The organism is Nocardia sp. NPDC046473 (assembly GCF_040645995.1).
Taxonomy (GTDB): Bacteria; Actinomycetota; Actinomycetes; order Mycobacteriales; family Mycobacteriaceae; genus Nocardia.
The window spans coordinates 982674-1007320 of sequence record NZ_JBEYZJ010000001.1 but is presented as its reverse complement, the minus strand read 5'-3'; the positions used below and the strand labels follow the sequence as shown (position 1 = coordinate 1007320).

Here is a 24647-nt window from a genome sequence, read left to right as displayed (position 1 = left end):
AACCAAATGGGCGCAAGCCTGGCCCAGGAGGCTCCATCAGCCCCGATAAGCCGAACGCCCCCGCCGACGATCAGGCAGATCGAAGGCAGGGGCGAATGTGCCGATGACAGTTCGGAATTCGGCCCTAGATCATGGCCGCAGGGGTGGCGGAGACCAGACCACCATCGATGAGCAGGTCTTGTCCGTTGATGTAGGCGCCCTCGTCGGAGGCGAGGAAGGCCACCGCCGCAGCAACCTCCTCGGACATGCCGACGCGTCCGGCGGCCACCGTGGCAACGACAGCCTCCCGCACTTCGTCCGAAGCCTCAGCCTCGAACGCCGGGGTCGCCGTGTAACCGGGGCTCACCGAGTTGACCCGAATTCGCCTGGGCGCCAACTCAGCCGCCAACGTGCGTGCCAGATTCTGCACGGCCGCCTTGCTCGCCGAGTAGAGGGCGGCACCGGGGCTGCCTCGATGCAGCGCGAAGGATGCGTTGATCACGATCGCACCATGGTCGACCAGTAGCGGCAGAGTCTTCTGGATGGTGAAGAACGCCGCTTTGAAGTTGATATCGATAACCCGATAGAACTCGTCCTCGCTGACGTCGGTGACCTGCTGGAACGCACCGATGCCCGCGTTCGCGAACACGACGTCCAGCCGCCCGAACCGGTCGGCGATCGCGGCCGCCAGCGCGTCGAGATCGGCGAGATTCGCAGCGTCACCGGCAACCGCGAGCACCCGGTCCTCCGCGTCCAACTCCTTTACCGCGGCGTCGAGCCGACCTTTGTCGCGACCCGTGATGACCACCCGCGCACCCTCGTCGAGCAGGCGACGCGCGGTCGCCAATCCCATGCCGCTGGTGCCGCCGGTGATGAGGGCGATCTTGTCGTCGAATCGGGAACTGCTAGCGCGCATCGGGGCGACCTTTCAAGACAGTTGAACTGTTCAAAGACTTACGTACAGTTCAACTGTTTGTCAACAATGGAGCTATCCTGGATCGCGTGATGACGGCACATCCCGAGCGGGCGCAGATCCAGTTGGCGAACGTGCTCTCCGCTGTCGGAAATCCGCTGCGGTTGTCCATCGTTCGAGTACTGGCCGATGGGTGCGAGCACACCTGCGGTTCGATCGTGGACGGCGTGCCCAAGTCGAACCTGACCCACCACTACCGGGTGCTGCGCGACGCGGGCCTCATCTGGCAGCGGGTATCCGGCCGCGAGACCCTACAGTCGCTGCGCCGCGACGACCTCGATGCCCGCTTCCCCGGCCTGCTCGATTCCCTGCTGGCGGCGGCCCGCAGCGAAGCCGAGGGCTCGGGGCTGTCAGTGACACTGTCCACCGACTAGCAGAAGACAGGGTCGCCGGTCGTCACTGACGGCGAGCAGCTGGGAGTCTGACACGAGGCGATCCCTTGCTCAGGTCGGTACGCCGGAAATGTCGGTGGTCGGCATTAGGCTGAGCGGCACAGCACACCGAGCCAGGGGGTCGCAGCGTGACGGTCAGCGGGGAGGTCGAGGCGGCGGACGGGACGGACCCCGAGCTACTCGATCTGCAGGACGATATTTCGTTCGAGCTCGAGGAAGTCAACGAGCTGCTCGCCGAGTTGATCGCGCTGCAGGCGGACCGCAAGGCCAAGGACGGCGAGCTGCTGTCCTATCGGCTCGGCGTCACCGGTGAGCAACCCGAGACGCTGGCCAAGATCGGCGCGCGCTACGACCTGTCCCGCGACCGGATCCGGCAGCTGCACACCAAGGCCGTCGGCCAGCTGATCCGCAACGCCCAACTGAGCGGCCATCGCGCGGCACGTGTATTCGCTGAGCGCTATCCGATCGGCGCCCGCGACCAGCAGTTGGTCCGCACGTTGCTGGTGGAGACCTACGCCACCGACACCGATATCGCGGCAAACGAGTTGTCCTACTTGAAGTTGCGACTGGCCGGGCACGCCGCCGAGGACGCCAAGCGGGTCGCGGGCTTCGTCACGCAACGGATCGCGGCCTGGCAGAGGAAGACCAACCGCCGGCTGGCCAAACTACGCGACGCGGAACCGCGCGCGACGAGTCAGCTGAATCCGTGGCTGGGGCAAGTGGATTGGCCAGGGCTGGGCACCCCCGATGCGCTGCCGGTGACCTCCGCCCGCACCGTCGACAGCGACGACGACGGACGCGGACACTTCTACCTGGACAAGGTCGGGCGCGACGTGCCGTTCGACTCCGGGTTGGCGGCGCGGCTGCTGTGGATCCTCAACGCAAGCGACCTCGTCGACTCATTCCAGGAACAACCGGCCGCCGTCGGCTTCGAGCTGAACGGCACCGAGCACCTCGCCTACCCGAGCATCGCCGCCCGGCTCACCGACGGCCGGATCGTGCTGATCGATGTGCAACCGCTCGGACACGTTGCCTTCCACGTCAATCGAACGAAGTCCGCCGCGGGCCGCGCCTACGCGCACGGCAAGGGCTGGGGCTGGCTCGTCTGGACCGGCAGTCTGCTCGGCCTCCCCGATCTGCTCGCCCGCAAGGTCGACGCGAACAGCGCGGCGCGGCTGACCGAGCTGGTCGAACACGGACCGGCACCGTGGTCGGCGATCCGGCAGGTCCGCGACGAGACCGGCCTGGAGCTGCTCGATTTCATCGCGCTGGTGCTGCGCAACGAATGGCGTTGGGACCGTGGCCCGTTCCGGCTCAGCGCACCACCATCGCGCCCGCAAGGAACGTGACGATCAGCATCATCGCGCAGCAGGTCACCAGCTGCCAGTGATTGATGGTCTGCTGCAGATGCTTGATGGTGTTGCGCAACGAAGTATCCAGGCGGTGGTGGTCGTCGAGTTTGCGGCGCGCCTGCGCGAGTGAATCGGCCCGCTCCTGCGCCTCCTGCTCGGCCCGCTCCAGCCGGGTGGTCAGCTTCATCAGGTGTTTCTGCTTGTCGCGCACGGTTTTCCGGGACAGGGCGAGCGTGGTGCGCTGGTTGACCAGCTCCTGACGCTGCCGGGCGATGATCATCGCCTGCGTTTTCGTGTGGTGCTCCCAGTCGGCCACGGTGGCCCAACCTCCTGTCGTCACATCACGATATCCCCAGACGATGTCGCCGCTGACCCAGCCGTCGATGAAGTCGCGCAGCTCGAGTGGCTGCCTGCGCGGCGCGGCGACCGCGCTGTGCACGGTGTCCAGCACACCGGTCACCGTCTGGTAATCGCATGCGGGCGGGGCGAAATCGGCGACGCCGAGCGCGTGCAGATGGTCGACCCAGTAGCCGGGCGGGCACAGCCACAGCACGTCTTCGATGCCCGCCGCCCGTAACCGATCCGTATGTTCCTGCGCGAGAGCGCGTTCCAGCGCACCGCTGCGCACCTCGATGACGAACTCGCGCTCGCCCTTGCGCCAGTAGATGTCCACGGGCAGCCCATCCACCCGTCGATCCACCTCGGCCACGTCGGCGCCGTACGCCAGCAGCCTGCCGCACACCCAGTATTTCAATCGCCGCATATCCCATTGCGCGGCGTCACATTCCGGACACTTACAGCCGTATCCGCCGGACAGCTTGCGGGCCCGGCCCGCACCGTCCGCTATACCCAACTCGGCGAGCATCGCCTGGCGACCGCAGGCGATCTCCGCCCGCTGCTTCGTTCTCACGCGACCACTCCCCTGCCCAAACCACCGCAGGTCTGGCGACCTACGCCATAGATCAAGAGTGCGTCAGACTCGCCGACCTCGCCAGTCCCCTTTACCCGCGCCCGGGTGCGCCACACTGACAGATTTCCGGTGAAACGCCTGGTGTCGGCTGTGGCACAAGGAATTTCGCCGCAGCAGGCGGCCACAACGACACGCATATGTCGGTGGATTGACAGTAACCGCCATCCTGCGACTTCGCCACGCCACACGCCCATGTGCGCTGTCGCACGCTCTTCGGTCTGCCACCGGAGCGAGAAAACGCTTAGGCTACGTCGGGGTGCGCCTCGGCTGGTTGCCGAAGGTAAGTAGATCTGTTCCGGACAAACCGGATCGCGCCGACCTCCGCCTGCACCGGTGTGGGACGGCCCGCCTACGCTGCTTCGATCAGATAGCCGGGCGGATAGAATCGTCCAGCCGAGTGCGAGCTGGGCCGATACGGGGAAGTGGGTTACTGGATGGAGCACGGTCAAGAGACCGGCGAGTCGATCGGCGCGATGCTGTCGAGCATCGCGGCGGTTCTCCGTGAGGTCAGCGACAAACTGGACGCCGTGGCGGCCCGGGTCGACGGTGTCGACGGGGTCGACGTCGCCAGCGTGGTGCCCGCTGACCGCAGCGTCGAGGCGCGGCTGGCCAAGCTCGAGGCGTGGGCTTTCCGTGCTGGGCAGGACATTTCGGGCATCGACGGTCGACTGGAGAAGGTCGAGGCCGGCAGTGGCCCGTCGCCTGCCGCGCCCGCGCCGGAGAGTGAACGCGCCGAGCGTCCCCTACCCCGCGCCGCGTCCCGCCGTAACTCCGCGACGGTCGAGCAGAGCGTCCCGCCGCAACGCGAATCCGTCGCCGCGACCAGCAAACCGATTGCCCGGGAAAGCATCGGCACCCCGCACGACCTCGCCCAGACCGCCCGCGACAACACCACGGCGGCCCGCGAGAACGCCACCGCGACCAGGGAAAGCGTCTCGCGCCGCTACGAGGGCTCCCCCCGCGACACGACCTCGGGCCGTGATTCCGCAGCGCACGAGGCGAACTCGGTGCCGCAACGCAGTTTCAGCGCGCCGACGGCGTACGAGCCGACCCCCTCGCAGAACTTCACCGCCCCGACTCCGCGCGAACCGAGCCCGGCCCCGTCGACGAACTTCACCGCACCGACGCCGCGCGAACCGCTGCCCGTCCGTCAGTCGAGCTTCACCGCGCCGCGCGAACCGGCCACCTCGTCGTACCAGAACTTCACCAGCCCGCACGAGAACCCGTACGAGAGCATGGTCCCCTCGTCGCCGGACAGCAGCGACTACAGCCGTGGCACGAACGGCTCCGCGGTGGAGACGAACGGCACCGCGCTGACCGGCGCGCACCGCGCCGACGAAGACCTGATCCCGGTCGACAACTCCCACGTCGACAAGCTGCAGGCGATGCTGGACGAGCTGAAGAAGACGGCCGCCGCCCCGCTCGGTCGCTCCGATGTCTTCGGACCGCCTGCGACAGACCTGAATTCGAACAGCTACCAGCCCGAACGCAGCACCGAAACACCGCGCGACTACCGGTTGTCCAGTCCGCCTAAGTAGCCTCGGCCGACCGGGCCAGGATCGTCTCGATCAGCTCGCGCAGCCAGCGATGCCCGCTGTCGGCGGTATTGCGCGGATGCCAGGCCATGCCGATCGCGACCTCCGGCAGCGGCAGCGGAATCTCGAACGCGCACAACCCGAGCGCGGGCAGCGCCGACCGGCTCAGCAACGCGGGTCCATGGCAGATCAGATCGCTGCCGTGCACCGCGAACAACGCGCTGGTCAGATTCGCCACTGTGGCGACCACCCGGCGGGTGCGACCGTGCAACGCCAACCGGTCGTCGATCGGCCCGCGCGCGTGACCGTTGCGCGAAATGCTCAGGTGCGCAGCGGCCGCGAACCGGGCGACCGTCACACGCTCGGTGACCAGCGGATGATCGGCGGCGGCGATCCCGATCATCCGATCGCCGAGCACCCGTCGCACGATCGTCTCCGGATCGGCATGATCGATCACCCCCACCTCGATATCGACCCGGCCGTCCCGCAGTGCCGCAGTGCCTTCCAGGGCGTCGGGTAGGAACCGCAGCGTCACTCCCGGTGCCTGCGCGCGCACAGCGGCCAGTAGCGGCGCGGCCAGCTCGGTGAGCACCATGTCCCCCACCTGCACCGCGAAGTTCCGCTTCAACACACCGGGATCGATCGCACCCTGCGGCATCAGCAGTGCCCGCCCCTGCTCCACCAAAGTGCCGACCTCGTAGCGCAATTCCAGCGCGCGCGGCGTCGGCACCAGGTGGCGACCGGCCCGCACCAGCAGCGGATCGTCGAGCACCCGGCGCAGCTTGGCCAGCGTCCGGCTCATCGCCGGAGCCGAGGTGTGCAGCCGTTCGGCCGCCCGGGTAACGCTGTTCGTTTCCAGCAGCGCATCCAGTGCCACCAGCAGATTCATGTCCAGCGCCTCCATCCAAGGATTATCACCAGCGCAATGACTGATTACCAACATTGCACTGGTGATAATGCCCGGCGCGTCTTAGCGTGGATCTCGACGGCGCCGTCCTGCCGAACCACAATCCTTGTCGGAAGGACGCACAACTGATGTCCACTGCTCTCGAACCGGGCGCTCAGCTCGCGGTACTCAGCCAGGGCGGCTGCACGCTGAACTTCTTCGACCTCACCACGCAGACCCGCACGGCACAGCTCGATGTCCTTCCCGAGGGCCACGAGTTGTGCTTCGATCCGCGCACCCGGCTGCTGTACGCGAGCCACACCTACCGATCGGGCGTCTGGCTCGCGCACGCGGCCGAGAGCCACGAGATCACCGTCGTCGATGTCGATTCGCACGAAATCGTAGACGTGCTCGACATTTCGCCGGAGCACGCGCCACACGGGATGCACATCGACGGCGCGGTGCTCTACGCCAGCGTCGAGGAGGGCCCGGCCGGTCCCGGCGGGCTGCTGGCGATCGATCTGCGCACTCGACGCCCACTGCACCGCGTCAGCGCGGACGCGGCGGTTCCGCATTGGGTGGTGCTCACTCCCGATGGGAAGAAGGCGTACACCACCAACAAAACGGCACCGTTCGTCTCGGTGCTCGACCCGGCCGGGGAACGGGAGACGCGCCGAATCGCGGTGTCGGGCAGCGAAGGTCTCACGCTGTCGCCGGACGGTGCCCGGTTGTTCGTTGCCACGCCCGCGCTGTCGCTGACACCGGATCCGGCGGCGGAGTACGCGATGCTGGTGATCGATGTCGGCACCGACACGGTGGTGCACAGCTTCCCGACCGCGAATGCGCCGAGCGCGGTGCATGTCACCAGCACCGGCAAGCTGCTGGTCGGTCAGTGGCGCGGCAACGACGGGCTGCTGTCCATCTACGACGCCACTACCTACGAGCCGCTCGGGCACACCGAGGTCGGCAAGGCTCCGCTCAACATCTGCGCGACCCCGGACGGCGCAACGGGTTTCGTGAGCAATCTGATGTCCGGCACCGTCAGCGTGGTCGATATCGACCGATGCGCGGTGCGGGCCACCCTGGCGATCGACACGTCGAGCGACCAGGGTGCGCACGGAATCGCCTACCTCCCCGCAGGCTGAATCCGCTTACTTGCCTTGCGAACCGTGCAACAGGTCGGTGGGCGCGCCCGTGCTCAGGTCGTGCGTCCTCGGCACATCGGCGCTCGGGTCGTTTGCCCCCGGCAGACCGGTGCTCAGGTCGTGCGACCTGGGCACCCCGAGGTCCGGTGGCCGTGGCGCACCGAGACTCGGGCCGGGCGCGGCCACCTCGGTGCGCTCGACCGGGTGGGCCGGTGGCGCGGGCTCGTGCCTGGTGGTCAGCCCGCGGTAGGACTCGGGCCGGACCGTGCGGAACCATTGCGCCGCACGGGTTCGCAGCGGCAACCGGAACTTCAGATCGGCCAGCATCTCGTCGACGTTGCGGATGGAGAAGGGCGTGATCGCGGTGCCGTGCGCGTGGTGGCCACGGGTGCGTTCCTCCATCCAGCGCAGCCGGGCGTCGATCTGTTCGCCGAGCACGTCACGGGGCGGCAGGTCGAGCTGGTTGGTCAGCAGTGCGGCGGTCCAGTGCGCGCCTACCTCGGCGTTGAGGGTGCTGATCACCGACGAGTTGTAGCCGGCGAAGGTCAGATTCGGCACGTCGAGCGGCAGGATCTGCCGGTGCAGGCGGAAGTTGCCGTGCTCGTCGGTGAGCCTGCGCTGCACATACGGGGTCAGGAACGGCACCCGCTGCTGGAATCCGGTGGCGCAGACGACGATGTCGGCCGGGATGAGATGACCGTTGGACAGCTGCACCGCGGGCGCTTCGCCGCCACCGCCACGCATTTCGGTGATGGTGGTGTCGCGCTGCACGACGATCCGGCCGTTCGCGACCTGCTCGTAGAAGTTCTCGGTGGCGAGGCTGACCGTGCTCTCGGCGATCTCCTCGAACCGGCCCTCCGGCAGCAGACCGAGCTCACGCAGGTTCATGTGCTTGGTGGCGAGCTCTTGGATCAGGTCGAGATTCGCGACCCGGAACGAAACGCCGGGGCCGTCCAGGTAGCGATCCATCCGACCGGGTTCCAGGTGATGGAAGTGCGCCTCGCCGAAGCGGGTCAACATCAGCCGCTCGTAGTCGAGCACCCGCGCCATCTTGCGCGGCATCTTCCACAGCAGCCGCCGCGCCACCACGGTGGTCGAACCGGCCACATCGCTCACGGCCTCGGCGATGTCGCAGGCCGACTTGCCGTAGCCGACGACAACGACGGACTTACCGCGCACCGCCTCGACATCCAGGAATTCCGACACGTGACCCATTTGGCCGCCGGCGGCACGGAACAGCTCGATACCGCGGAAGTCCGGGATCGCGGGCTCGCTGAACACCCCGTTGGCGATGACCAGGTGATCGCAGGAGGTCCGATGTATACCGCCCTGATCACGGATCTCCAGCAGCCAGCCACTGTCCACCGGATCCGCGGCGACCACCTCGGTACTGAGCCGCAGGTGCTCGCGCAGGCCGAAGTGGTCGGCGTAGGCGGCCAGATACGCCTGCATCTGCTCGCCGTCGAGCACCTTCGGGTAATCCGAGGGCATCGGGAAGTCGGAGAAGTGATAGGTGTTCTTGGAATTCTGGGTTCGCAGCCCCGGGTACCTGCGGGTCGCACTCCACACGCCACCGACATCGGGCGCACGGTCGAAGATCTCGACCGGAAAACCCTTCTGGATCAGCACTTTCGCGCAGGCAAGACCTGCGATACCCGCACCAACGATCGCGATGCGGTTTCCGCTCGTCATGCGCAGGAGATTACGTCGCTTACGGCGCACAGCAAAGTCGGTTGCCCTGATCGGCGATTCACAGTAGCGCCGGATCCACCGGGGCACCGGCCGGATCGACCGGCAAATCCTGCACGCCGCGGATGAGAATGCTCTCACGCCAGCGCAGTTCCTCGTCGCCGACGGCCAGGCGCAGCTCGGGGAAGCGTGTGACCAGGCGGGTCAGCGCGATACGAGCTTCCATGCGGGCCAGGCCCGCGCCGAGGCGGTAGTGGATGCCGTAGCCGAAGGCCAGGTGACTGCTCGCCCGGTCCGGATCGAAGGCCGCGGGATCGGCGAAATGACGTTCGTCACGATTGGCGGAGGCGAGCGCCACCATGACGAGTTCGCCCGCGGGGATTTCGGTGGCGCCGAGGGCGATCGGGGCGATGGTGTAGCGCAGCGTCGCGACGTTCACCGGGCCGTTGTGCCGCAGTACCTCCTCGATCAGCGGTGCGACGGCGTCGGGCCGATCGCGCAGCGCGCGGTAGCGCGGCGGATCGGCCAGCAGGGTGAGCACGGTGTTGCCGATCAGGTTGACCGTCGTCTCATGCCCGGCGACCAGGATCAGGAACGCCATCGAGATCAGTTCGTCGTGGCTGAGCCGGTCGCCGTCGTCGGTGACGGTGAGCAGGTGCGAGATCAGGTCGTCGCCGAGACCGTGTTCGCGGCGCAGCGCCACCAGACGGTCGAAGTAGTCGACGATGGCATCGGTCGCCTCGCGCATTCCCTCGGGAGTCGACATCGGGGTGTCGACGACAGCGGCGGACCACTCGCGAAACGGCTCGCGATCCTCGACGGGCACGCCGAGCAGTTCACAGATCACCGTGATGGGCAGCGGAAAGGCGTACTCCGCCAGCAGATCCACCAGGCCTGCGGCGAGGTCGATCCGGTCGAGGAGTTCGTCGGCGATCGACTCCACCCGGGACGCGAGCGCGTCCATCCGGGCGGGTGCGAACGCGGGGGTGACCAGTTTGCGCAGCCGCGAGTGACGCGGCGGATCGGCGTTGAGCAGGTGATAGCTCAAACGCTGATTGGCCGCGGTGACCCCGCTGCGGCCCGCGGCGGCCTGCCTGGCCTGCGCGCCGGTCTCCGAGTGCGGGTCCTTGCGAATATCGGGATGCCGCAGCACCTCCTTGGCCGCGTCGTAGTCGACGACCAGCCAGGCGCGCACGCCGTTGCGCAGGCCGATCTGGTGCACGGGGCCTTCCGCGCGCAGCTGCCGATAGAAGGCATACGGCGTACGAAAGAAGTCCGCTGGCAGCTGTCTCATCTACGCTGGCCTCCACGTTTCGCGAGTGTCGTTGCGGCTGTTCGATGGTGACACGCGCCACGAATCGCAACCAGCGTTGTTGCCGTCATCGTCCGGCCGATCGCGGTTGCCGATCGCCGCCGCATACCGGCGGTCGCGGGGTGCGGCTGTTTGCTGGATCCGCGGCGAGCGGGCAGTTCGATTCGGCGCGCGCGACCCCGGTTACCCCGCTACCCTGCGCAGATGAGTTCGATCGCGCCCATCCTGCGGGGCGCCCGGATCGCGAACTCGTTCGCATTCGGGTTGCAGGGGTTCTTCTTCGCCGTGGTGCTGACCCAGTTGCCGCAGCAGAAGGACAAGTTCGGGCTGTCCGACGGGTTGATCGTCGGCTCGGTGGTGTTGGTGTCGCTGCTCGCCGGCGGCGGCAGCGTGGCGGCGGAACAGTTGGCGCTGCGCTGGTCGAGCCGGGTGACGGTGCGGATCGGGCTGCTGCTCATCGCGATCACCGGAACCGCGGTCGCGTTCGCGCCGAACACGGCGGTGCTGCTGATCGGGCTCAGCTGCTACGGGATCGCGGTCGGCATCGTCGACGCGAGCACCAACATGCAGGCGGTGTTCATTCAGCACGGGTACGGGAAGTCCGTGCTGTCGTCGTTCTATGCGGCGTGGAGTGCGGGGTCGATCACCGGCGCGCTGTTCGTGTCGGGGTGCGAGGCCCTGGCGGTGACGCTGCGTGAGTCGCTGCTCGGGGCGGCGGGCATCGTGCTCGTCGTCGGGTTGGTGCTCGGATCGCGGCTGCTGGGCACCCAGGAGGCCGAAGCCGGTCCGGCCGAGGAGGTCGTCGAACCCGCGCCGGTCGCGTTCCGTGCGTACTGGATGTTCGGCATAGCGATGGCGTTGGTGTTTGCCATCGATTTGGCCGTCGGTAACTGGTCGGCGCTATTTCTGACCGATGACCTGCTCGCCAGTTCGGCGACCGCGGCCCTGGGGCTGGCCGCCTACCAGGGCACGTCACTGATCGCGCGGCTCACCGGCGATCTGTTCGTGCGACGGTTCGGACCGCGGCGCGTGGTGCGCACGGCGGCGGCCATCGGTGTGGTCGGATTGGCGACCGTGATCGCCGCGCCCGGGCCGATCGTCGCGATCGTCGGCTTCCTGATCGCGGGCGTCGGCATGCCGGTGATCGCGCCGCTGTGCTTCAGCGAGGCCGGGCAGTTGACCAGCGGCCGTGGTCTGGACGCGCTCATCGCACGGCTGAATCTGTTCAATTACGCAGGCACTTTGGTGGGTGGCGGGGTGGTCGGCGCGGTCGCGGCGGGCTTCGGGCATCGGATCGGATTCGTGATCCCGTTGGCGTTCGCGGCGGCGCTGGTCGGGTTGGCGCGAGTGTTCCACGCGCGGCCTGACACGAACAAACATCCCACCTCTCCCGGCGATCATGCTCTACTGGAGTCATGAGCAACATCCCAGTCACCGTCGACCGGGCCGGCCTGTGGGACGCCGAAGAACTCAGTGACGTTGCGGCAGCGACCTTTCCGCTCGCCTGCCCGCCCGAGGCGACCGCCGACGATATCGACATCTTCATCACCGAGGCGCTGTCCGGGGAACGGTTCGGCGAGTATCTGAGCGATCCGGCCAGGATCGTGCTCAAGGCCGTCGCGGGCGACGAGATCGTCGGCTACGCGATGCTCATCGCGGGCGAGCCCGCGGATCCGGCGGTGGCCGAGGCCGTGGACCTGCGGCCGGTGGTGGAGATCAACAAGATGTATGTGGTGCCGGGCCATCACGGCAGCGGAGTGTCGACGGCACTGATGCACGCGTGTCTGGAGCGGGCCAGGGAGGGCGAGTTCGCCGGGGTGTGGCTCGGTGTCAGCCAGGAGAATGCGCGGGCTCGGCGGTTCTACGAAAAGCACGGATTCCGCTCGGTCGGCACCAAGACCAACACCGTCGGCAATCAACGGCACGATGACTTCGTGATGCGGTTGGTCTTCTAACTCACTTCACGAAATCAACCAGTGCGCTGTGGAACTCCGGCGCGATCACGGCCATCAGATGATCACCGGGCACCACATCGAGCTTGCCGTTGGGCAGCGCGTCGGCGAGGCGTTCGGGTTCGGCGGCGAACGGATCGTTGTCGCCCGCGAGCACCAGCGTCGGCACGGTGACGTCGGCCAGTCCGTTGATCGGCCGCGAATCGAGTCCGGTCGCCAGTGCCTGAATAGCATGCCGATCGGCATGCACCGCGTCCGCGAGAATCCGGAACATCATCGCGGTGGACGGCGCGCCCTCGTTGTCGTCACCCATCGCGGTCTGCAGATCGGTCAACTCGACAACCCGGCGATCGACGCCGCCACAATCGAGCACCCCCGAACCGACCCCGCCGATGGCCAGCCGCTCGACCCGCTCATCGGCGGCGGCGACCAGCAGCGAGATGATCGCGCCCATCGAATACCCCACCTGCACAACACGATCGAACTCGAGCTCGTCGTACAGCGCGCGCACGTCCTTGGCCATGAACTCCCACGAGTACCGCGCCGAATCGTGCGGCTTCGCCGAGCGCCCGTGCCCGCGCGCATCGAGCGACACCACCGTGCGCCCGGCCGCCTGCAGCGCACCGACCACCCCCGTGCTCATCCAGTTCGCATTGGTATCCGCGACCACGCCGTGCTGCAACACGACGGGAACGCCCTCGCCCTCCCACACCCGATAGTTGAGTTCCAGGCCGTCCCACGTCTTGAACTTCGTCATGACCGGATCGTAGCGGCGGAAGATTAGATACCGTACGGTCTGTAACTGTCCGCCCTGATCATCGTGGATACGCAGAGCGATCACCTGAATCACCCAGCGCGCTTGCTCTGAGGTTGATAGATATCCATCTTCGTCTCGAACCATTCGACCCAGCGTTCGTGTTCGCGAAAGGCATCATCGAACTGGCCGGTCTCTTGAGCACGGACCATGGCTTCGAAATGGAAGTCGTATCTGGCGCGGAGGTCATCGGCCCTACGTCGGTCTTCTAGTGTCAAAACGCGTCGAACAAGCACGCACCCTTGACGGGTGCTTTTCTCGATGAGATGCCGCGCAGCCAAGGTCGTCGCCGCTCTCCTGAATGCGACAACAACTTGCCGGGGACTTCTGCTGTGTATCAGCGCAAGATCGCGGCCGATCCCCTCTCTGACATCGTGACCCAGCCGCCCAGGACCGAGTGGATGCCACAGATCGGGCAATTCGTCGCACCGATCTTTCTCTCGCTTCAGCCGCCGCATAATGGCGTTTTGCCGGTCGCCGAGTCCGGTTCCCACACATCCAAGTGTTGCTCCAATCGATGCCTCCGTGGATGCATTTCGCCTGTTTAGCCAGCAAACTGAGGAACTCACGCACGCTGAGCAGTCCCCAGACTCGGCTGAAGGAAGACAGGAGACCACAGATGAACGCATCCGCCGACATACCGCCCGGATGGTCGTTCCCGTCGACGCACACGTTCGTCCACCGGCCGACGGCGAAGTACCGGAAACAGATCCGGTTCTCCCTCGAGAAGCTATCCAGGTTCGCCATCAGCCCGCAGTTTCAGGCAATGGACGGCTTCCTCGCGGACGACGTCAGCGACGACGAAATCGACATAGCCTATGACGAACTGTTTTGCGAGTACGGCCATCCAGCCTCACCGGACTACATCGCGTGGGCGCTGTACGGTCGGATCGCCGCCGGACTGCGGAAACAAGCAGGCAGCAAGTTGGACCAGGGTCTCGATGAGCGACGCGCTGGCTGACTGCTCATCGAATTCAGCCGAGCAGCTTGGCCTTCAGCGCCGCGATGTCACCGTCGGTGAGCTTCAGTCCGTCGCGGACGTAGTTGTCGAAGCTGCCGTAGGTCTGGTTCGCCTGGTCGAAAGCGGCGTCGAGCCAGGGCTGTTGGACGCCGTTGATCGTGTCGTTCGGGGCGGCGTTGCGGTAGTGGTTGGACAGCAGGTAGTCCTGGTTGACGGTGTCGCGGTCGACGCCGAGGACGGTGAGCAGGACGGCGGCGGTCCAGCCGGTGCGGTCCTTGCCCGCGGTGCAGTGGAACAGCACCGAGCCGTCGGTGGTGATGATGTCGCGCAGCACCGAGGCGAAGGCCTGGTTGGCGCCGGGGGCGGTGATGAACGCGCGGTAGAGGCTGTCGCCGCCGGTGAGGGTGCTGGCCAGCACGGCGGGCGGGGCTTGACCGATCACGTCGTCCCAGTTCGCGGTCGCGCCGGCGGGCACCTTGTCCGGGCCGAGCGTGCGTTCGTAGACGGTGCGCAGGTCGTCGACGACGCGAACCTGACGGCCGGACAGCTCGGCGAGGTCGGCCGGGGTGGCGTTGTTCAATTGACCGGTGCGGTAGACGAGGCCGGTGCGGACGGTCTTGCCGGTGGCGGTCCGGTATCCGCCGATATCGCGTGCATTCTGCACACCCTGCAGGTTCAGCGAACGATCGAACGCGACGGCCGACGCGGCGGGCGGCTCGGCGAGCGCGGCACCGGTCACCGGCCCGAAGGCGACGGCCAGTCCGGCGGCCAGCGCGATCGGGGTGCGAAGCGAGCGGGTCATGCGAGTGCTCCAATCATCGTTCCCCCGAGACCCCAGCAAACCAAATGAAACATCGGTTGTTCAAACCAGGGGGGTTTACGCGGTGACCTCGAACCGGGACAGCGCGAGCAACCGCGAAATCGCGCGCAGATACTTCTTGCGGTACCCGCCGTCGAGCATCTCCTGCGAGAAGATCTGATCCAGCTTGGCGCCGGACACCGTGACCGGAATGCTCGCGTCGTAGAGCCGGTCGGCCAGCACGACGATGCGCAACGCCACGGCCTGATCGGTGACCGGGTGCACGTTCGCGATGAACACCGCCGACACCCCGGCGATCAGCGCGCCGAACTTGGACGGGTGCAGCGTGCTCAGGTGCTTCAGCAGCTCGTCGAAGTCGTCGAGCGTGGCACCCGGTGTGGCAGCGGCCCGTTCGGTGAGCAACGCCGACGAGGTCGGCTCCGGCGCGGGCGGCAGATCGCGGTGCCGGTAGTCCGGACCGTCGACCCGAACGGGCTGGAAGATCGAGCCGAGCTTCTTGATCTCCCGCAGGAAATCCTGTGCGGCGAAACGACCTTCGCCCAACTGACCCGGCAGCGTGTTGGACGTCGCCGCGATCGAAACACCCTTCGCGGACAACTCGGTCAGCAGCCGCGAGACCAGCATGGTGTCGCCCGGATCGTCGAGCTCGAACTCGTCGATGCACAGCACGCTGTTCGCCGACAGCCGCTCCACCGCATTGGTGAACCCAAGGGCGCCAACAAGATTGGTGAGCTCGCCGAAGGTGCCGAACGACTTCGGCGCGGGCGCGCTGTGGAAGATGGAGGCGAGCAGGTGGGTCTTGCCGACACCGAATCCGCCGTCCAGGTACAGCCCCGCCCCGGACACCTGCTTCTTCTTGCCGAACAGGCTCTTCTTGTTCACCGCCTGGTGGATCTTGGCGACCTCGCCGGCGAACTCCTCGGCCTTGCGCACCGCCGCCGCCTGGCTCGGCTCCTTGGGGTCCGGAATGTAGGAGGCGAAGCTGACGTCGTCGAACATCGGCGGGGGCACCATCTGGGCGACGAGCTGGTCGGCCGGAACCTCAGGGTGGCGGTCGACGAGGCGTTCTTGCATGACGGAAGCCTAATGACGTGGTGAGATCTACCGTCATGCAGCGTATCCACAATGCGATCCAGCTCACAGACCTGAGACCGGACGATCTCGCGCAGTTGTACGCGTACCCGACCGACCTTCGCGAACCCTGGGTCCGCGCGAATTTCGTGTCCAGCATCGACGGCGCCGCGACCAGCGACGGCCAATCCGAGGGCCTCGGCACGCCCGCGGACAAAGCGGTGTTCCTGATGCTGCGGGAATTGGCCGATGTGGTGCTCGTCGGCGCGGGCACGGTCCGCTCGGAGAATTACGGTGGCGCCAGGACCGATCCGCAGCGCCGTCGCGCGCTGCACGAGCGCGGCATGGGTGGTCATCCGGACGGCGCGGCACCGCCCATCGCGGTGGTCACCGCGAGCGCGGCGATCGACCTCGGCGCCCGGTTGCTCACCGATACGACCGTTCCGCCCTTGATCATCACCACGACCACCGCCCCCGCCGATCGCAAGCGGCAACTGACCGACGCGGGCGCGGAAGTGATCGAGGCGGGCGACCTCGCGGTGACTCCGAAGGCCCTGCTGCGCGTGCTGGCCGAGCGCCGATTACACCGCGTGCTGTGTGAGGGCGGCCCGCACCTGTTCGGTGAGCTGCTGGCCGCCGACGCGGTCGACGAGCTCTGCCTGACCACCGCCCCCGTGCTGGTCGGCGGCACGGCCCGGCGAATTTCGCTGTCCGCGCACGAGTTCCACCACCCCATGTCCCGCGCGCATATCTTGCTCGACAACGACGGCACGATGCTGACCCGATGGGCCCGTGCATGAAACAACTGCCCGAACCTGGCAGGCTGTAGCGCATGCGCTGGACTCGGGCCGTCGTGCTGGCCGCGACACTCTCGATCATGATCGCCGGATGCGGGGCGGGACCCTCCGACCGTCCCGGCGTCGCCGTCGAGCGCCAACGGGTCGGCGGCGTCGCCCCGACCTCGGTCGCTCCGGCCCCGCCGCCCAGCGCCGAGCTGCCGAAGACCGACCTGGCGTGGAAGGACTGCACCGCGCCGACGCTGGATCTGCTCGGCCTCGGTCCGGCCCCCGCCGGGCTGGTGCTCGACTGCGCGGAGTACACGACCCAGATCGACGCGAGCGGCGGCGTGCAGGGCAACTTCCGGACTGCGGCGATCCGGGCCCGGCTGCCCCAGACCCCGGCCGACGCCGCCCCGCTGATCCTCACCTCCGGCGCGGACCGCTCCTCCACCGCCACCCTCGCCGGGCTGGCCGCCGGACCGGCGAGCGCGCTGCTGGCCGCGCGCCCGATCGTCGCGGTGGACCGGCGCGGCATCGGCAGCTCGCAGCCGATCGACTGCCTGCCGCCCGAAGTCCGCAAGGGGCTCGCCGACAACGCCCAATTCGGCCCCGGCGCAAACGATCCCGTCGAGGCGATGACCACGTTCAGCCAGGACGGCACCATCGCCTGCCGCGACTTCCTACAGCCCTACGAGGGCGTCTTCGACGCACAGCACGCCGCCGACGACATCGACCAGCTGCGCAAGCAGTGGCAGGTCGACCACGTCGCGCTGCTCGGCTCGGGCAACGGCGCGAAGGTCGCGCTCAGCTACGCCCGCAAATACGGCGATCATCTGGCCCGGCTCGTCGTCGACTCCCCCGAGGCTGTCGGCGCGGACGCCATCACCCGGGCCGAGCAGCAGCTGGCGGGCGCGGAGGCGGCGTTGACCGCGTTCGCCCAGCGCTGCACCGGGATCAGCTGTTCGCTCGGCGCGGACCCGCGCGCCGCGATCACCGAGCTGGTGAACCGGGCCGGTTCCGGTGGGCTCGGCGACATCTCGGCCAACGCGCTACTCACCGCGGTCACCGGTTTTCTCGGCAGCCCGCGCGCCGATCAGGCCAATCGGGTCCGCGAACTCGCCGACGCGTTGTCTGCGGCGGGGCGCGGCGACCGCGGGACGCTCGCCAGTCTGATCCAGCGCGAGTCCGCGGCGATCGGTGGCGACGGCCAGTTCGTGAACCGCTGCACCGACACTCAGCAACCACCCACGCCGACCAAGGCCAAGGAACTGATGGGCACCTGGGGCACCAAGTACCCGGTGTTCGGCAAGAACATGGCGATAGGGCTGATGGAATGCGCAGCCTGGCCGGTGGCCGCCCCGCCCGCGATGCCGGACAAGCTCGACATTCCGGTGCTGGTGCTCGGCGGTATCGCCGATCCGGTGGTCGGCAATGCGGGACAGGCGTCGGTCGCCGGCGCGCTCGGTGCGGCGGGCGCGCGGCACGCGGGTGTCACCTGGCAGGGCTGGGGTCACCCGGTGTCCACGCACTCGACTTGCGCGCAGCGCACCATGATCGACTATCTGAAGGACGGGAAACTGCCCGCCGACGGGACCGCCTGCCCGGCCTGACCCGGCGGCCCGAATAGCGCTTCTAGCGGCGCGTCGAAGAGGTCCGGAGAACCGTCGGAAGCCGATCCGGTGTACCGTGCCCCAGTGTTACTTCGACAGCTCGAGCCCCGCAGTGCTCGCACCACCGCCGAGGTGATCAAGTTCGCACTCTGGCCCTTCGCGGTCATGACCGTGCTGAACCGGGTTTTCATCAAGGCTGTCAACGGTTTCGTCACCGACGACTTCCGGCCGGTGTACCAGGCGTCGCTAGATTTTCTCAACGGGCGACCGGTGTACACGGCCAACTTGGACTCGGTCGACCCGCATTACCTGTACTACCCGAGCGGCACGCTGCTCATCGCGCCGGTGGCCTGGGTGCACGACTACGAGAAGGCGCGCTGGCTGTTCATCCTGCTGAACGCGGCTGCCATCATTCTCGCCTGGTATCTACTGCTGCGGCTGTTCCGTTTCACGGTGAATTCGGTTGTCGCGCCGGTGTTGCTGTTCGCGATGTTCATGTCGGAGACGGTCACCAACACGCTGGTTTTCACCAACGTCAACGGGTGCATACTGCTGGCCGAGCTGCTCTTCCTGCATCTGCTGCTCAAGCGACGGGACCTGTGGGCCGGCGTCGCGCTCGGATTGAGTATCGCGGTGAAACCGACACTGGTACCGCTACTTTTGATCGCGCTGGTCCGTGGGCAGTGGAAGGTATTCATCACCGCCCTCGGTGTACCGATCGTGCTGACCGCGATCGCGTGGCCGTTGTCGAAGGACCCGGAGAAGTTCCTCAGTCACACCGCGCCGTATTTGTTCGAGACCCGCGACTACTTCAACAGCTCGATTCCGGGTAACGGCGAGTACTACGGGCTGCCGCCGTGGCTGGTCTGGGGTATGCGGCTCGGCATGGGCATCCTGGTCGCCATCACGCTGTGGCTGCTGTGGCGTTACTACCGCCACGACGAACTGTTCTTCGTGTGCACCGCGTCCGGCGTGCTGCTCACCGCATCGTTCCTGCTGCTCTCGCTGGGGCAGATGTACTACTCGATGATGCTGTTCCCGTTCCTGATGACGGTGGTGCTGCGCAATTCGGTGCTGCGCAATTGGCCCGCCTGGCTGGCCGTCTTCGGGTTCATGAGTTACGACAAGTGGCTGTCGGACCGTTGGCAGCACATCGGGCGTGACGTCGAGTACCTGCGGATCACCTTCGGCTGGGGACTGCTGCTGATCGTGGCGTTCTGTGTGCTCGGTGACCGGTATCTGGCCGCGAAGCGGGAGGGTCGGCTGCAGTTCGGCATCGATCCGACCTGGATCACGCCGGCACCCGCCGCGGCGGCTGCCACGCCCGATTCGCCCAGGCCGGCCAATGGTTCCGCGACGACGGTGGCGAAACCTATTAGCGTGGAGTGATGAGTTCCGAAGCCGACACGTCCCTGCCCGCGCCGCGGATCCAGCTGACGCCCCAGGAATGGCGCGCCAAGCTGAACCCCGAGGAGTACGCGGTGCTGCGCGAGGCCGCCACCGAACGTCCCTTCGTCGGCGAATACACCGACACCAAGACCGACGGCGTCTACGAATGCCGGGCCTGCGGCGCCGAATTGTTCCGCAGCACTGAGAAATTCGACTCACACTGCGGTTGGCCGTCGTTCTTCGACCCGACCAAGTCCGACGCGGTGATTCTCAAGTCCGACGACACCCTCGGCATGCACCGGGTCGAAGTGCTGTGCGCGAATTGCCACAGCCACCTCGGCCACGTGTTCGAGGGCGAGGGGTACAACACGCCCACCGACAAGCGCTACTGCATCAACTCCATCTCGCTGCGGTTGCAGCCTGCGGAGGGTTCTACCAGCTAGAACTTCGGAGCTCAGTCGCGCACAGACGCCGGGTGCACGTTTTGCGAACGTTTTCATCGGGCGTCCGCAAAGTCGACCACCCGGCGCCGCTGCCATCTTCCGCTTGCGCGACATGGCGAGACATTCCGCGTCGAACTTGATCGTCCGCGTGTCGCCACGAGTCTTGGTGAACGGCTGGCGAAACGCCACCGTCACCACGGCCATCGTTCTTACCTTGCAGGCCGCGGCTGTCAGTTTCCCCAGCGTCCGGCCCTGTTGACCGTACGTTCCCCCCAGGTCATGTGATCGGGTGACTGTTGACGTTCGCTCGTCATGATTGCGGCAGCGGAGAATGGGGGCGCCTTCCGCGGATAGGCCGCGTGGATCGCCGCGCCCTTCAACCGCTGACCTTCGCGGCGAAGGCCAGCAGCGGCGCGGCGGTGCGCGGTGGATCCTCGAGGTTGGGCGAGTGCCCGACGCCGGGCAGCAGCAGCACTGTCGCGCCGGGCACGGCGCGGTACTCGACCGCGGCCGAGGGCCGCCACCTGCTGTCGTTCTCGCCGAAGATGACCAGCAGTGGTTTGCCAAGGGGCGCAAGCCGTTCCGGGAGCGACCGCTCGTCCAGATATGCGCAGTTCGCCTGCGAGGCGACGGCGAAGACGGTGGGGTCGATCGCACGGAACTGGTCCACGTACTCCTGGGGGATCACATAGTCCGCGCTGAACCCGGAGCGCATCAGCCGGCGGAACTGCTCATCGGTCAGATCCGTCCAGTTCATCGGCGGCCCGCCGGGGCTCTCCGGTGCTATGCAGGCGCCCATATCGGGTCCGAAATCGATGATGACGACCGCGGTCACGAGGTCCGGGCGTTGCTCGGCGAGCGCGGTGGCGACCGCGCCACCACTGGAGTGGCCGACCGCGATGACGTGCTCGATGCCGAGCGGATCCAGCGCGGTACCGACTCGGCGCGCCTGGTCGGAAACCGTGTAGCTCGTCTCCCCCAGTCCGGCCGACCGGCCACACCCGAGCAGGTCGACTCGGATGACGCGATGAGATCCGGTCAGCAGCGGAACCATCGGATCCCATGACCGGCCCGATGCGGCGGTGCCGTGGATTAGCAGCAGTGCCGGCGCGTCGCGCGGGCCGTCCTGGCTGACGTAGATATCGCCATCGTCCGGCGGAAGAATCGACTTCTCGACGCCGCGTAACTTGTTGTTGGAAACAGTCATACAACGCACTATCGCTGCCGATGCGGGCCGGTGGATTGGATAAATGTTCCGGCCCTGCCGCGTGCGTAGCATGGCGGAATGAGGTCCGGTGTTGCCCACCGCGGCGATGGCTTGCTGTGGGACATCGCATGCCCGAGGCAGTCCAGCCGCCTACCCGGTGTCACCATGGCCGGATTCGGCGACCGCGGCATCACCCCGCCGCAGCTCCGCCTGATCCCGCATCCGGCGGTGACGCTGCTGCTCGTGTTCGGCGGCACCATCACCTTGGCGGATCCGGCCGGACGGCAGTGCCGAGGCAGCTTCGTCCTCGGGCCCGGGTTCGGCGAGGTGGTGCGCGGGCTACGAGTGGAGGCCTTCGACTGTCTGCAAGTACGTCTGTCACCGGTGGTCGCGCACGCGGTGCTGGGTCCGGGCGCCGCAGACCTGGACCATTCCATCGTGACCCTTGACGAACTGCTGGGCCGCGAGTCGATCCGACTCTGCGAGCAATTGGACGGCCTCCCGTCCTGGAGCGATCGCTTCGCGTGGACCGACGCGTGGCTCGCCCAGCGCTGCGCGGCGGCGTCGCGGGTGCATCCGGAGGTGGCGTGGGCATGGCATCGCATGGTCACCGGTCGCGGCATGGGCCGCATCGAGCAGCTCGCGGCCGAGCTCGGCTGGAGCCGCAAACGCCTGTGGTCCCGATTCCACTCCCAGCTGGGCCTGTCACCCAAACGTGCCGCGAAGCTGATCCGCTTCGACCATGCCGTCCACGGCCTGGTCGCGGGCCGGCCCCCGGCCGCGGTCGCCGCCGAGGGCGGCTACACCGACCAGTCCCACCTGCACCGTGACGTCATGGCGTACACCGGATCGACTCCGGCGACCGTCATCAACGAACCCTTCCTCGCTGTCGACGACCTCGCCTGGGGCTGGCCCAGCTCATCGCGCCGTCCGTGATCACCAGCCGCGTCGTAAGTCGTTGCTAGCTGGTGATGCGGGCGTCGGTGGGATAGACCTGAATGTCGCGGGTCGCCAGCATCGGAATCACCTGGGCGACACCGATGCTGTGGAAGTGTTCGGTCGCACGGTGGGCGGCGAAAGCGTCTGCGTCGGCATACCTTTCGATGCTGACGAATCGTTCCGGGTTTTCCGACGAGCGGAACACCTCGTATTCGAGGCAGCCCGGTTCGGTTTTGCTGGCGTCGGAGAGCAGACGCAGGCGGCGCTCCAGTTCGTCAGCGTCCGGGGGAGTCGCCGATACACGCGCGACAATGACAAGTTCGGTCATGATGTTCTCGCTCAGGGCAGGGCGTTGATGAGCTTGTCGAGCTCGACGCGGGGGCCGGTGAAGAAGGGGACCTCTTCGCGGACGTGCATGCGGGCCTCGGTGGCGCGCAGGTCGCGCATGAGGTCGACGATGCGGTGCAGTTCGGGGGCCTCGAAGGCGAGGATCCATTCGTAGTCGCCGAGGGCGAAGGAGCTGACCGTGTTGGCGCGCACGTCCGGGTAGCCGCGGGCGGCCTTGCCGTGGTCGGCGAGCATCTTGCGCCGCTCCTCGTCGGGCAGCAGGTACCACTCGTAGGAGCGGACGAACGGGTACACGCAGATGTAGTTGCCCGGCTCTTCACCCGCCAGGAACGCCGGCACGTGACTCTTGTTGAACTCGGCGGGGCGGTGCAGCGCCACATTGCTCCACACCGGAGCGCTCGCGCGACCCAATTCGGTGGTGCGACGGAAATCCGCGTAGGCGGCCTGCAAATCCTCGACTCGTTCGGCGTGCGTCCAGATCATGAAGTCGGCATCGGCGCGCATCCCCGCCACGTCGTACACGCCACGCACCACCACGTCACGATCCGCGAGCCCGTCGAAGAACGCCCGCGCCTCCTTGATCGCTCCAGCCCGGTCCTCCTCGAGCAACCCCGGCTGCACCTGGAACACCGAGAACATCAGGTAGCGAATGGTCGAATTGAGTTCCTGATAATCGAGTCGCGCCATGCCACCTATCGTGCCACTCGCTGGGTTACGCCCGTGCGGCGGTGGCGATGCGGTGGGCGGCGGCATTGCCGGAGGCGACGCAGGCGGGAACGCCGACCCCGTGGAGGTAGGCGCCTGCGAGGGCTAGGCCGTCGAAGGGAGCGACTGCCGATTCGATGGCGGCGACGCGGTCGGTGTGGCCGGGGGCGTATTGGGCCAGGCCGCCGCGCCAGCGTTGGACCACGGCGGAGGTCGGGTTGATGGCGACGCCGGTGACGGTGGCCAAGTCCTCGGCGGCGGCGGCGATCAGGTCGGCGTCGGACCAGGACAGGGTGGAGTCGTCGCCGAACTTGCCGAATGAGGCTCGGACCAAAGCGGTTTCACGTTCGGCGAGGTGGGTCCATTTGCGGCTGGACAAGGTGAAGGCCTTGGCGCGCAACGGTTCACCGGTGGCGACCAGGATGCCGGAATTCTGCGGGAGCGCAGTGTCACGTGGAAGAGCAAGCGCGACAACGACCGACGAGGACAGTTCGATGCCGGACAGCGGCGCGGCGACGTTCGGTGCTACCGTGCCGAGCAGGCGGGCGGTCACCGGCGCGGGCGTGGCGAGTACCACCGCGTCGACCGCTCCGATCGGGTCGACGACCCAACCGCGCATGCCACGGGCAAGTCGCGTGGCCGGTGTCGCGGTGACGAACTTCGCACCGGAGCGCGCCGCCAACGCCTCCAGCAACACCTGATACCCGTCACGAAGCCCGCCGAACACCGGGGCATCCGACGGCGGCGGCAGCGCGACCGACACCGCATGGGTGAGGCTGGGCGCACCATCGTCCAACGCGGCGGCCAACGTCGGCAGCGACGCACGCACCCCGATCGAGCGAGAACTCCCCGCATACACCCCACCGAGCAACGGATCCACACTCCGCTCGGCAACCTGCACCCCGAACCGGTCGGCGACCAAGCGATACACGTCGACATCCGCGCCAGGCTCCCAAGCCAACGGCCGCCGCGACTCCCCCGCGATCCGCTCGACGGTCTCCGCGTCGACCAGCCCGCGCATCGATTCGGCATCCGCCGGTATCCCCATCAACGTCCGCGCAGGCAACGCGTGCGCCACCCCGCCCGACCACACCAGCGGCCGCAGCCCAGCGGGCGTCACCAGCTGCGTCTCCAGCCCCACTTCCCGCAGCAACTCCGGCACCTCGGGCCTGCGCCCGACAAACGCCTCCGCCCCCAAATCCAAAGGCTCCCCGGCAACTTCACCGGTATAGAGAATCCCGCCCACTCGATCAGCCCGATCGAGCACCAAAATATCCGCCTCGCCCCCTAGCAACACCCGCAACCGATACGCAGCAACCAGCCCGCTGACCCCACCACCGACCACCGCGATCCTCATGACCTCGACGGTATCCCCC

The 24647-nt window shown here is 67.2% G+C and carries 25 protein-coding genes; 12 read left to right on the top strand and 13 right to left on the bottom strand.

Going from position 1 to position 24647, the window contains the following annotated elements:
• Positions 1-124: 124 nt before the first annotated feature.
• On the bottom strand, positions 125-895 hold the full coding sequence (locus tag ABZ942_RS04850; RefSeq protein ID WP_357379082.1) for a glucose 1-dehydrogenase: 771 nt from the start codon (positions 893-895) through the stop codon (positions 125-127).
• An 89-nt stretch (positions 896-984) separates the two neighbouring features.
• On the opposite strand from ABZ942_RS04850, the gene ABZ942_RS04845 reads away from it, so the two are divergent.
• Both ABZ942_RS04845 and ABZ942_RS04840 read left to right on the top strand, forming a co-directional pair.
• The gene (locus tag ABZ942_RS04845; RefSeq protein ID WP_357379394.1) at positions 985-1326 is read left to right on the top strand and encodes a helix-turn-helix transcriptional regulator; all 342 of its coding nucleotides are present in this window, start codon (positions 985-987) and stop codon (positions 1324-1326) included.
• Positions 1327-1472: 146 nt separating this feature from the next.
• Complete coding sequence (locus ABZ942_RS04840) at positions 1473-2693, top strand: sigma factor-like helix-turn-helix DNA-binding protein (RefSeq protein WP_357379080.1); 1221 nt, start codon at positions 1473-1475, stop codon at positions 2691-2693.
• Here the strand turns inward: ABZ942_RS04840 and ABZ942_RS04835 are convergent.
• Positions 2659-3606, bottom strand: a complete 948-nt coding sequence (locus ABZ942_RS04835; RefSeq protein ID WP_357379078.1) for a hypothetical protein — start codon at positions 3604-3606, stop codon at positions 2659-2661. The genes ABZ942_RS04840 and ABZ942_RS04835 overlap by 35 nt on opposite strands.
• 494 nt (positions 3607-4100) lie before the next feature.
• Between ABZ942_RS04835 and ABZ942_RS04830 the strand changes: the two genes are divergently transcribed.
• On the top strand, positions 4101-5204 hold the full coding sequence (locus tag ABZ942_RS04830; protein WP_357379076.1) for a hypothetical protein: 1104 nt from the start codon (positions 4101-4103) through the stop codon (positions 5202-5204).
• Here the strand turns inward: ABZ942_RS04830 and ABZ942_RS04825 are convergent.
• Positions 5197-6105, bottom strand: coding sequence for a LysR family transcriptional regulator (locus ABZ942_RS04825; protein ID WP_357379074.1), 909 nt, complete (start codon positions 6103-6105; stop codon positions 5197-5199). The two genes, ABZ942_RS04830 and ABZ942_RS04825, sit on opposite strands and share 8 nt — an antisense overlap.
• Before the next feature lie 131 nt (positions 6106-6236).
• On the opposite strand from ABZ942_RS04825, the gene ABZ942_RS04820 reads away from it, so the two are divergent.
• Positions 6237-7232 carry a YncE family protein gene (locus tag ABZ942_RS04820; RefSeq protein ID WP_357379072.1) on the top strand — a complete coding sequence of 332 codons (996 nt, stop codon included), beginning with the start codon at positions 6237-6239 and terminating at the stop codon, positions 7230-7232.
• 6 nt (positions 7233-7238) lie between these two features.
• Here the strand turns inward: ABZ942_RS04820 and ABZ942_RS04815 are convergent, their stop codons facing one another.
• Both ABZ942_RS04815 and ABZ942_RS04810 read right to left on the bottom strand, forming a co-directional pair.
• Positions 7239-8924: an NAD(P)/FAD-dependent oxidoreductase gene (locus tag ABZ942_RS04815; protein WP_357379070.1), complete on the bottom strand. Its 1686-nt coding sequence runs from the start codon at positions 8922-8924 to the stop codon at positions 7239-7241.
• A 58-nt stretch (positions 8925-8982) separates the two neighbouring features.
• On the bottom strand, positions 8983-10215 hold the full coding sequence (locus ABZ942_RS04810) for a cytochrome P450 (RefSeq protein ID WP_357379068.1): 1233 nt from the start codon (positions 10213-10215) through the stop codon (positions 8983-8985).
• A gap of 222 nt (positions 10216-10437) precedes the next feature.
• Here ABZ942_RS04810 and ABZ942_RS04805 point away from each other — a divergent pair, with 222 nt between their 5' ends.
• Together ABZ942_RS04805 and ABZ942_RS04800 are read left to right on the top strand one after the other, a co-directional pair.
• Complete coding sequence (locus ABZ942_RS04805) at positions 10438-11652, top strand: MFS transporter (protein ID WP_357379066.1); 1215 nt, start codon at positions 10438-10440, stop codon at positions 11650-11652.
• Positions 11649-12188, top strand: a complete 540-nt coding sequence (locus tag ABZ942_RS04800; RefSeq protein WP_357379064.1) for a GNAT family N-acetyltransferase — start codon at positions 11649-11651, stop codon at positions 12186-12188. Before ABZ942_RS04805 ends, ABZ942_RS04800 begins: the two co-directional genes overlap by 4 nt.
• Position 12189: 1 nt before the next feature.
• Here ABZ942_RS04800 and ABZ942_RS04795 read toward each other — a convergent pair whose 3' ends face one another.
• Both ABZ942_RS04795 and ABZ942_RS04790 read right to left on the bottom strand, forming a co-directional pair.
• Positions 12190-12942: an alpha/beta hydrolase gene (locus ABZ942_RS04795; protein ID WP_357379062.1), complete on the bottom strand. Its 753-nt coding sequence runs from the start codon at positions 12940-12942 to the stop codon at positions 12190-12192.
• Between the two features lie 89 nt (positions 12943-13031).
• Entirely contained in the window at positions 13032-13493 is a 462-nt protein-coding gene (locus ABZ942_RS04790) for a hypothetical protein (protein WP_357379060.1), read from the bottom strand.
• 125 nt (positions 13494-13618) lie between these two features.
• Between ABZ942_RS04790 and ABZ942_RS04785 the strand changes: the two genes are divergently transcribed.
• Entirely contained in the window at positions 13619-13960 is a 342-nt protein-coding gene (locus ABZ942_RS04785; RefSeq protein WP_357379058.1) for a hypothetical protein, read from the top strand.
• A gap of 13 nt (positions 13961-13973) precedes the next feature.
• On the opposite strand, the gene ABZ942_RS04780 is transcribed toward ABZ942_RS04785, so the two are convergent.
• Entirely contained in the window at positions 13974-14762 is a 789-nt protein-coding gene (locus ABZ942_RS04780; RefSeq protein ID WP_357379056.1) for a tyrosine-protein phosphatase, read from the bottom strand.
• Between the two features lie 75 nt (positions 14763-14837).
• Positions 14838-15854 (bottom strand): cell division protein ZapE, encoded by a 1017-nt coding sequence (gene zapE, locus ABZ942_RS04775; RefSeq protein ID WP_357379054.1) that lies wholly within the window; start codon positions 15852-15854, stop codon positions 14838-14840.
• 35 nt (positions 15855-15889) lie between these two features.
• On the opposite strand from zapE, the gene ABZ942_RS04770 reads away from it, so the two are divergent.
• The 4 genes from ABZ942_RS04770 (at position 15890) to msrB (ending at position 20072) form a co-directional block, all read left to right on the top strand.
• The gene (locus tag ABZ942_RS04770) at positions 15890-16651 is read left to right on the top strand and encodes a pyrimidine reductase family protein (protein WP_357379392.1); all 762 of its coding nucleotides are present in this window, start codon (positions 15890-15892) and stop codon (positions 16649-16651) included.
• A 32-nt stretch (positions 16652-16683) separates the two neighbouring features.
• A complete protein-coding gene (locus ABZ942_RS04765) occupies positions 16684-18240 on the top strand; it encodes an alpha/beta hydrolase (RefSeq protein WP_357379052.1) in 1557 nt (518 codons plus the stop codon).
• Between the two features lie 84 nt (positions 18241-18324).
• Entirely contained in the window at positions 18325-19629 is a 1305-nt protein-coding gene (locus ABZ942_RS04760) for a glycosyltransferase family 87 protein (protein WP_357379050.1), read from the top strand.
• A complete protein-coding gene (msrB, locus tag ABZ942_RS04755) occupies positions 19629-20072 on the top strand; it encodes a peptide-methionine (R)-S-oxide reductase MsrB (RefSeq protein WP_357379048.1) in 444 nt (147 codons plus the stop codon). The genes ABZ942_RS04760 and msrB overlap by 1 nt, the downstream gene beginning before the upstream one ends.
• 376 nt (positions 20073-20448) lie before the next feature.
• Here msrB and ABZ942_RS04750 read toward each other — a convergent pair whose 3' ends face one another.
• Positions 20449-21279: an alpha/beta hydrolase gene (locus ABZ942_RS04750; RefSeq protein WP_357379046.1), complete on the bottom strand. Its 831-nt coding sequence runs from the start codon at positions 21277-21279 to the stop codon at positions 20449-20451.
• Positions 21280-21357: 78 nt separating this feature from the next.
• On the opposite strand from ABZ942_RS04750, the gene ABZ942_RS04745 reads away from it, so the two are divergent.
• On the top strand, positions 21358-22215 hold the full coding sequence (locus tag ABZ942_RS04745; protein ID WP_357379044.1) for a helix-turn-helix domain-containing protein: 858 nt from the start codon (positions 21358-21360) through the stop codon (positions 22213-22215).
• A gap of 25 nt (positions 22216-22240) precedes the next feature.
• Here ABZ942_RS04745 and ABZ942_RS04740 read toward each other — a convergent pair whose 3' ends face one another.
• From ABZ942_RS04740 to ABZ942_RS04730, 3 genes are read right to left on the bottom strand one after another with little or no spacing between them, the layout of a single operon-like run.
• On the bottom strand, positions 22241-22546 hold the full coding sequence (locus ABZ942_RS04740; protein WP_357379042.1) for a putative quinol monooxygenase: 306 nt from the start codon (positions 22544-22546) through the stop codon (positions 22241-22243).
• An 11-nt stretch (positions 22547-22557) separates the two neighbouring features.
• A complete protein-coding gene (hemQ, locus tag ABZ942_RS04735; RefSeq protein ID WP_357379040.1) occupies positions 22558-23253 on the bottom strand; it encodes a hydrogen peroxide-dependent heme synthase in 696 nt (231 codons plus the stop codon).
• A gap of 25 nt (positions 23254-23278) precedes the next feature.
• Positions 23279-24628, bottom strand: coding sequence for a protoporphyrinogen oxidase (locus tag ABZ942_RS04730; RefSeq protein ID WP_357379038.1), 1350 nt, complete (start codon positions 24626-24628; stop codon positions 23279-23281).
• Between the last annotated feature and the right edge of the window lie 19 nt (positions 24629-24647).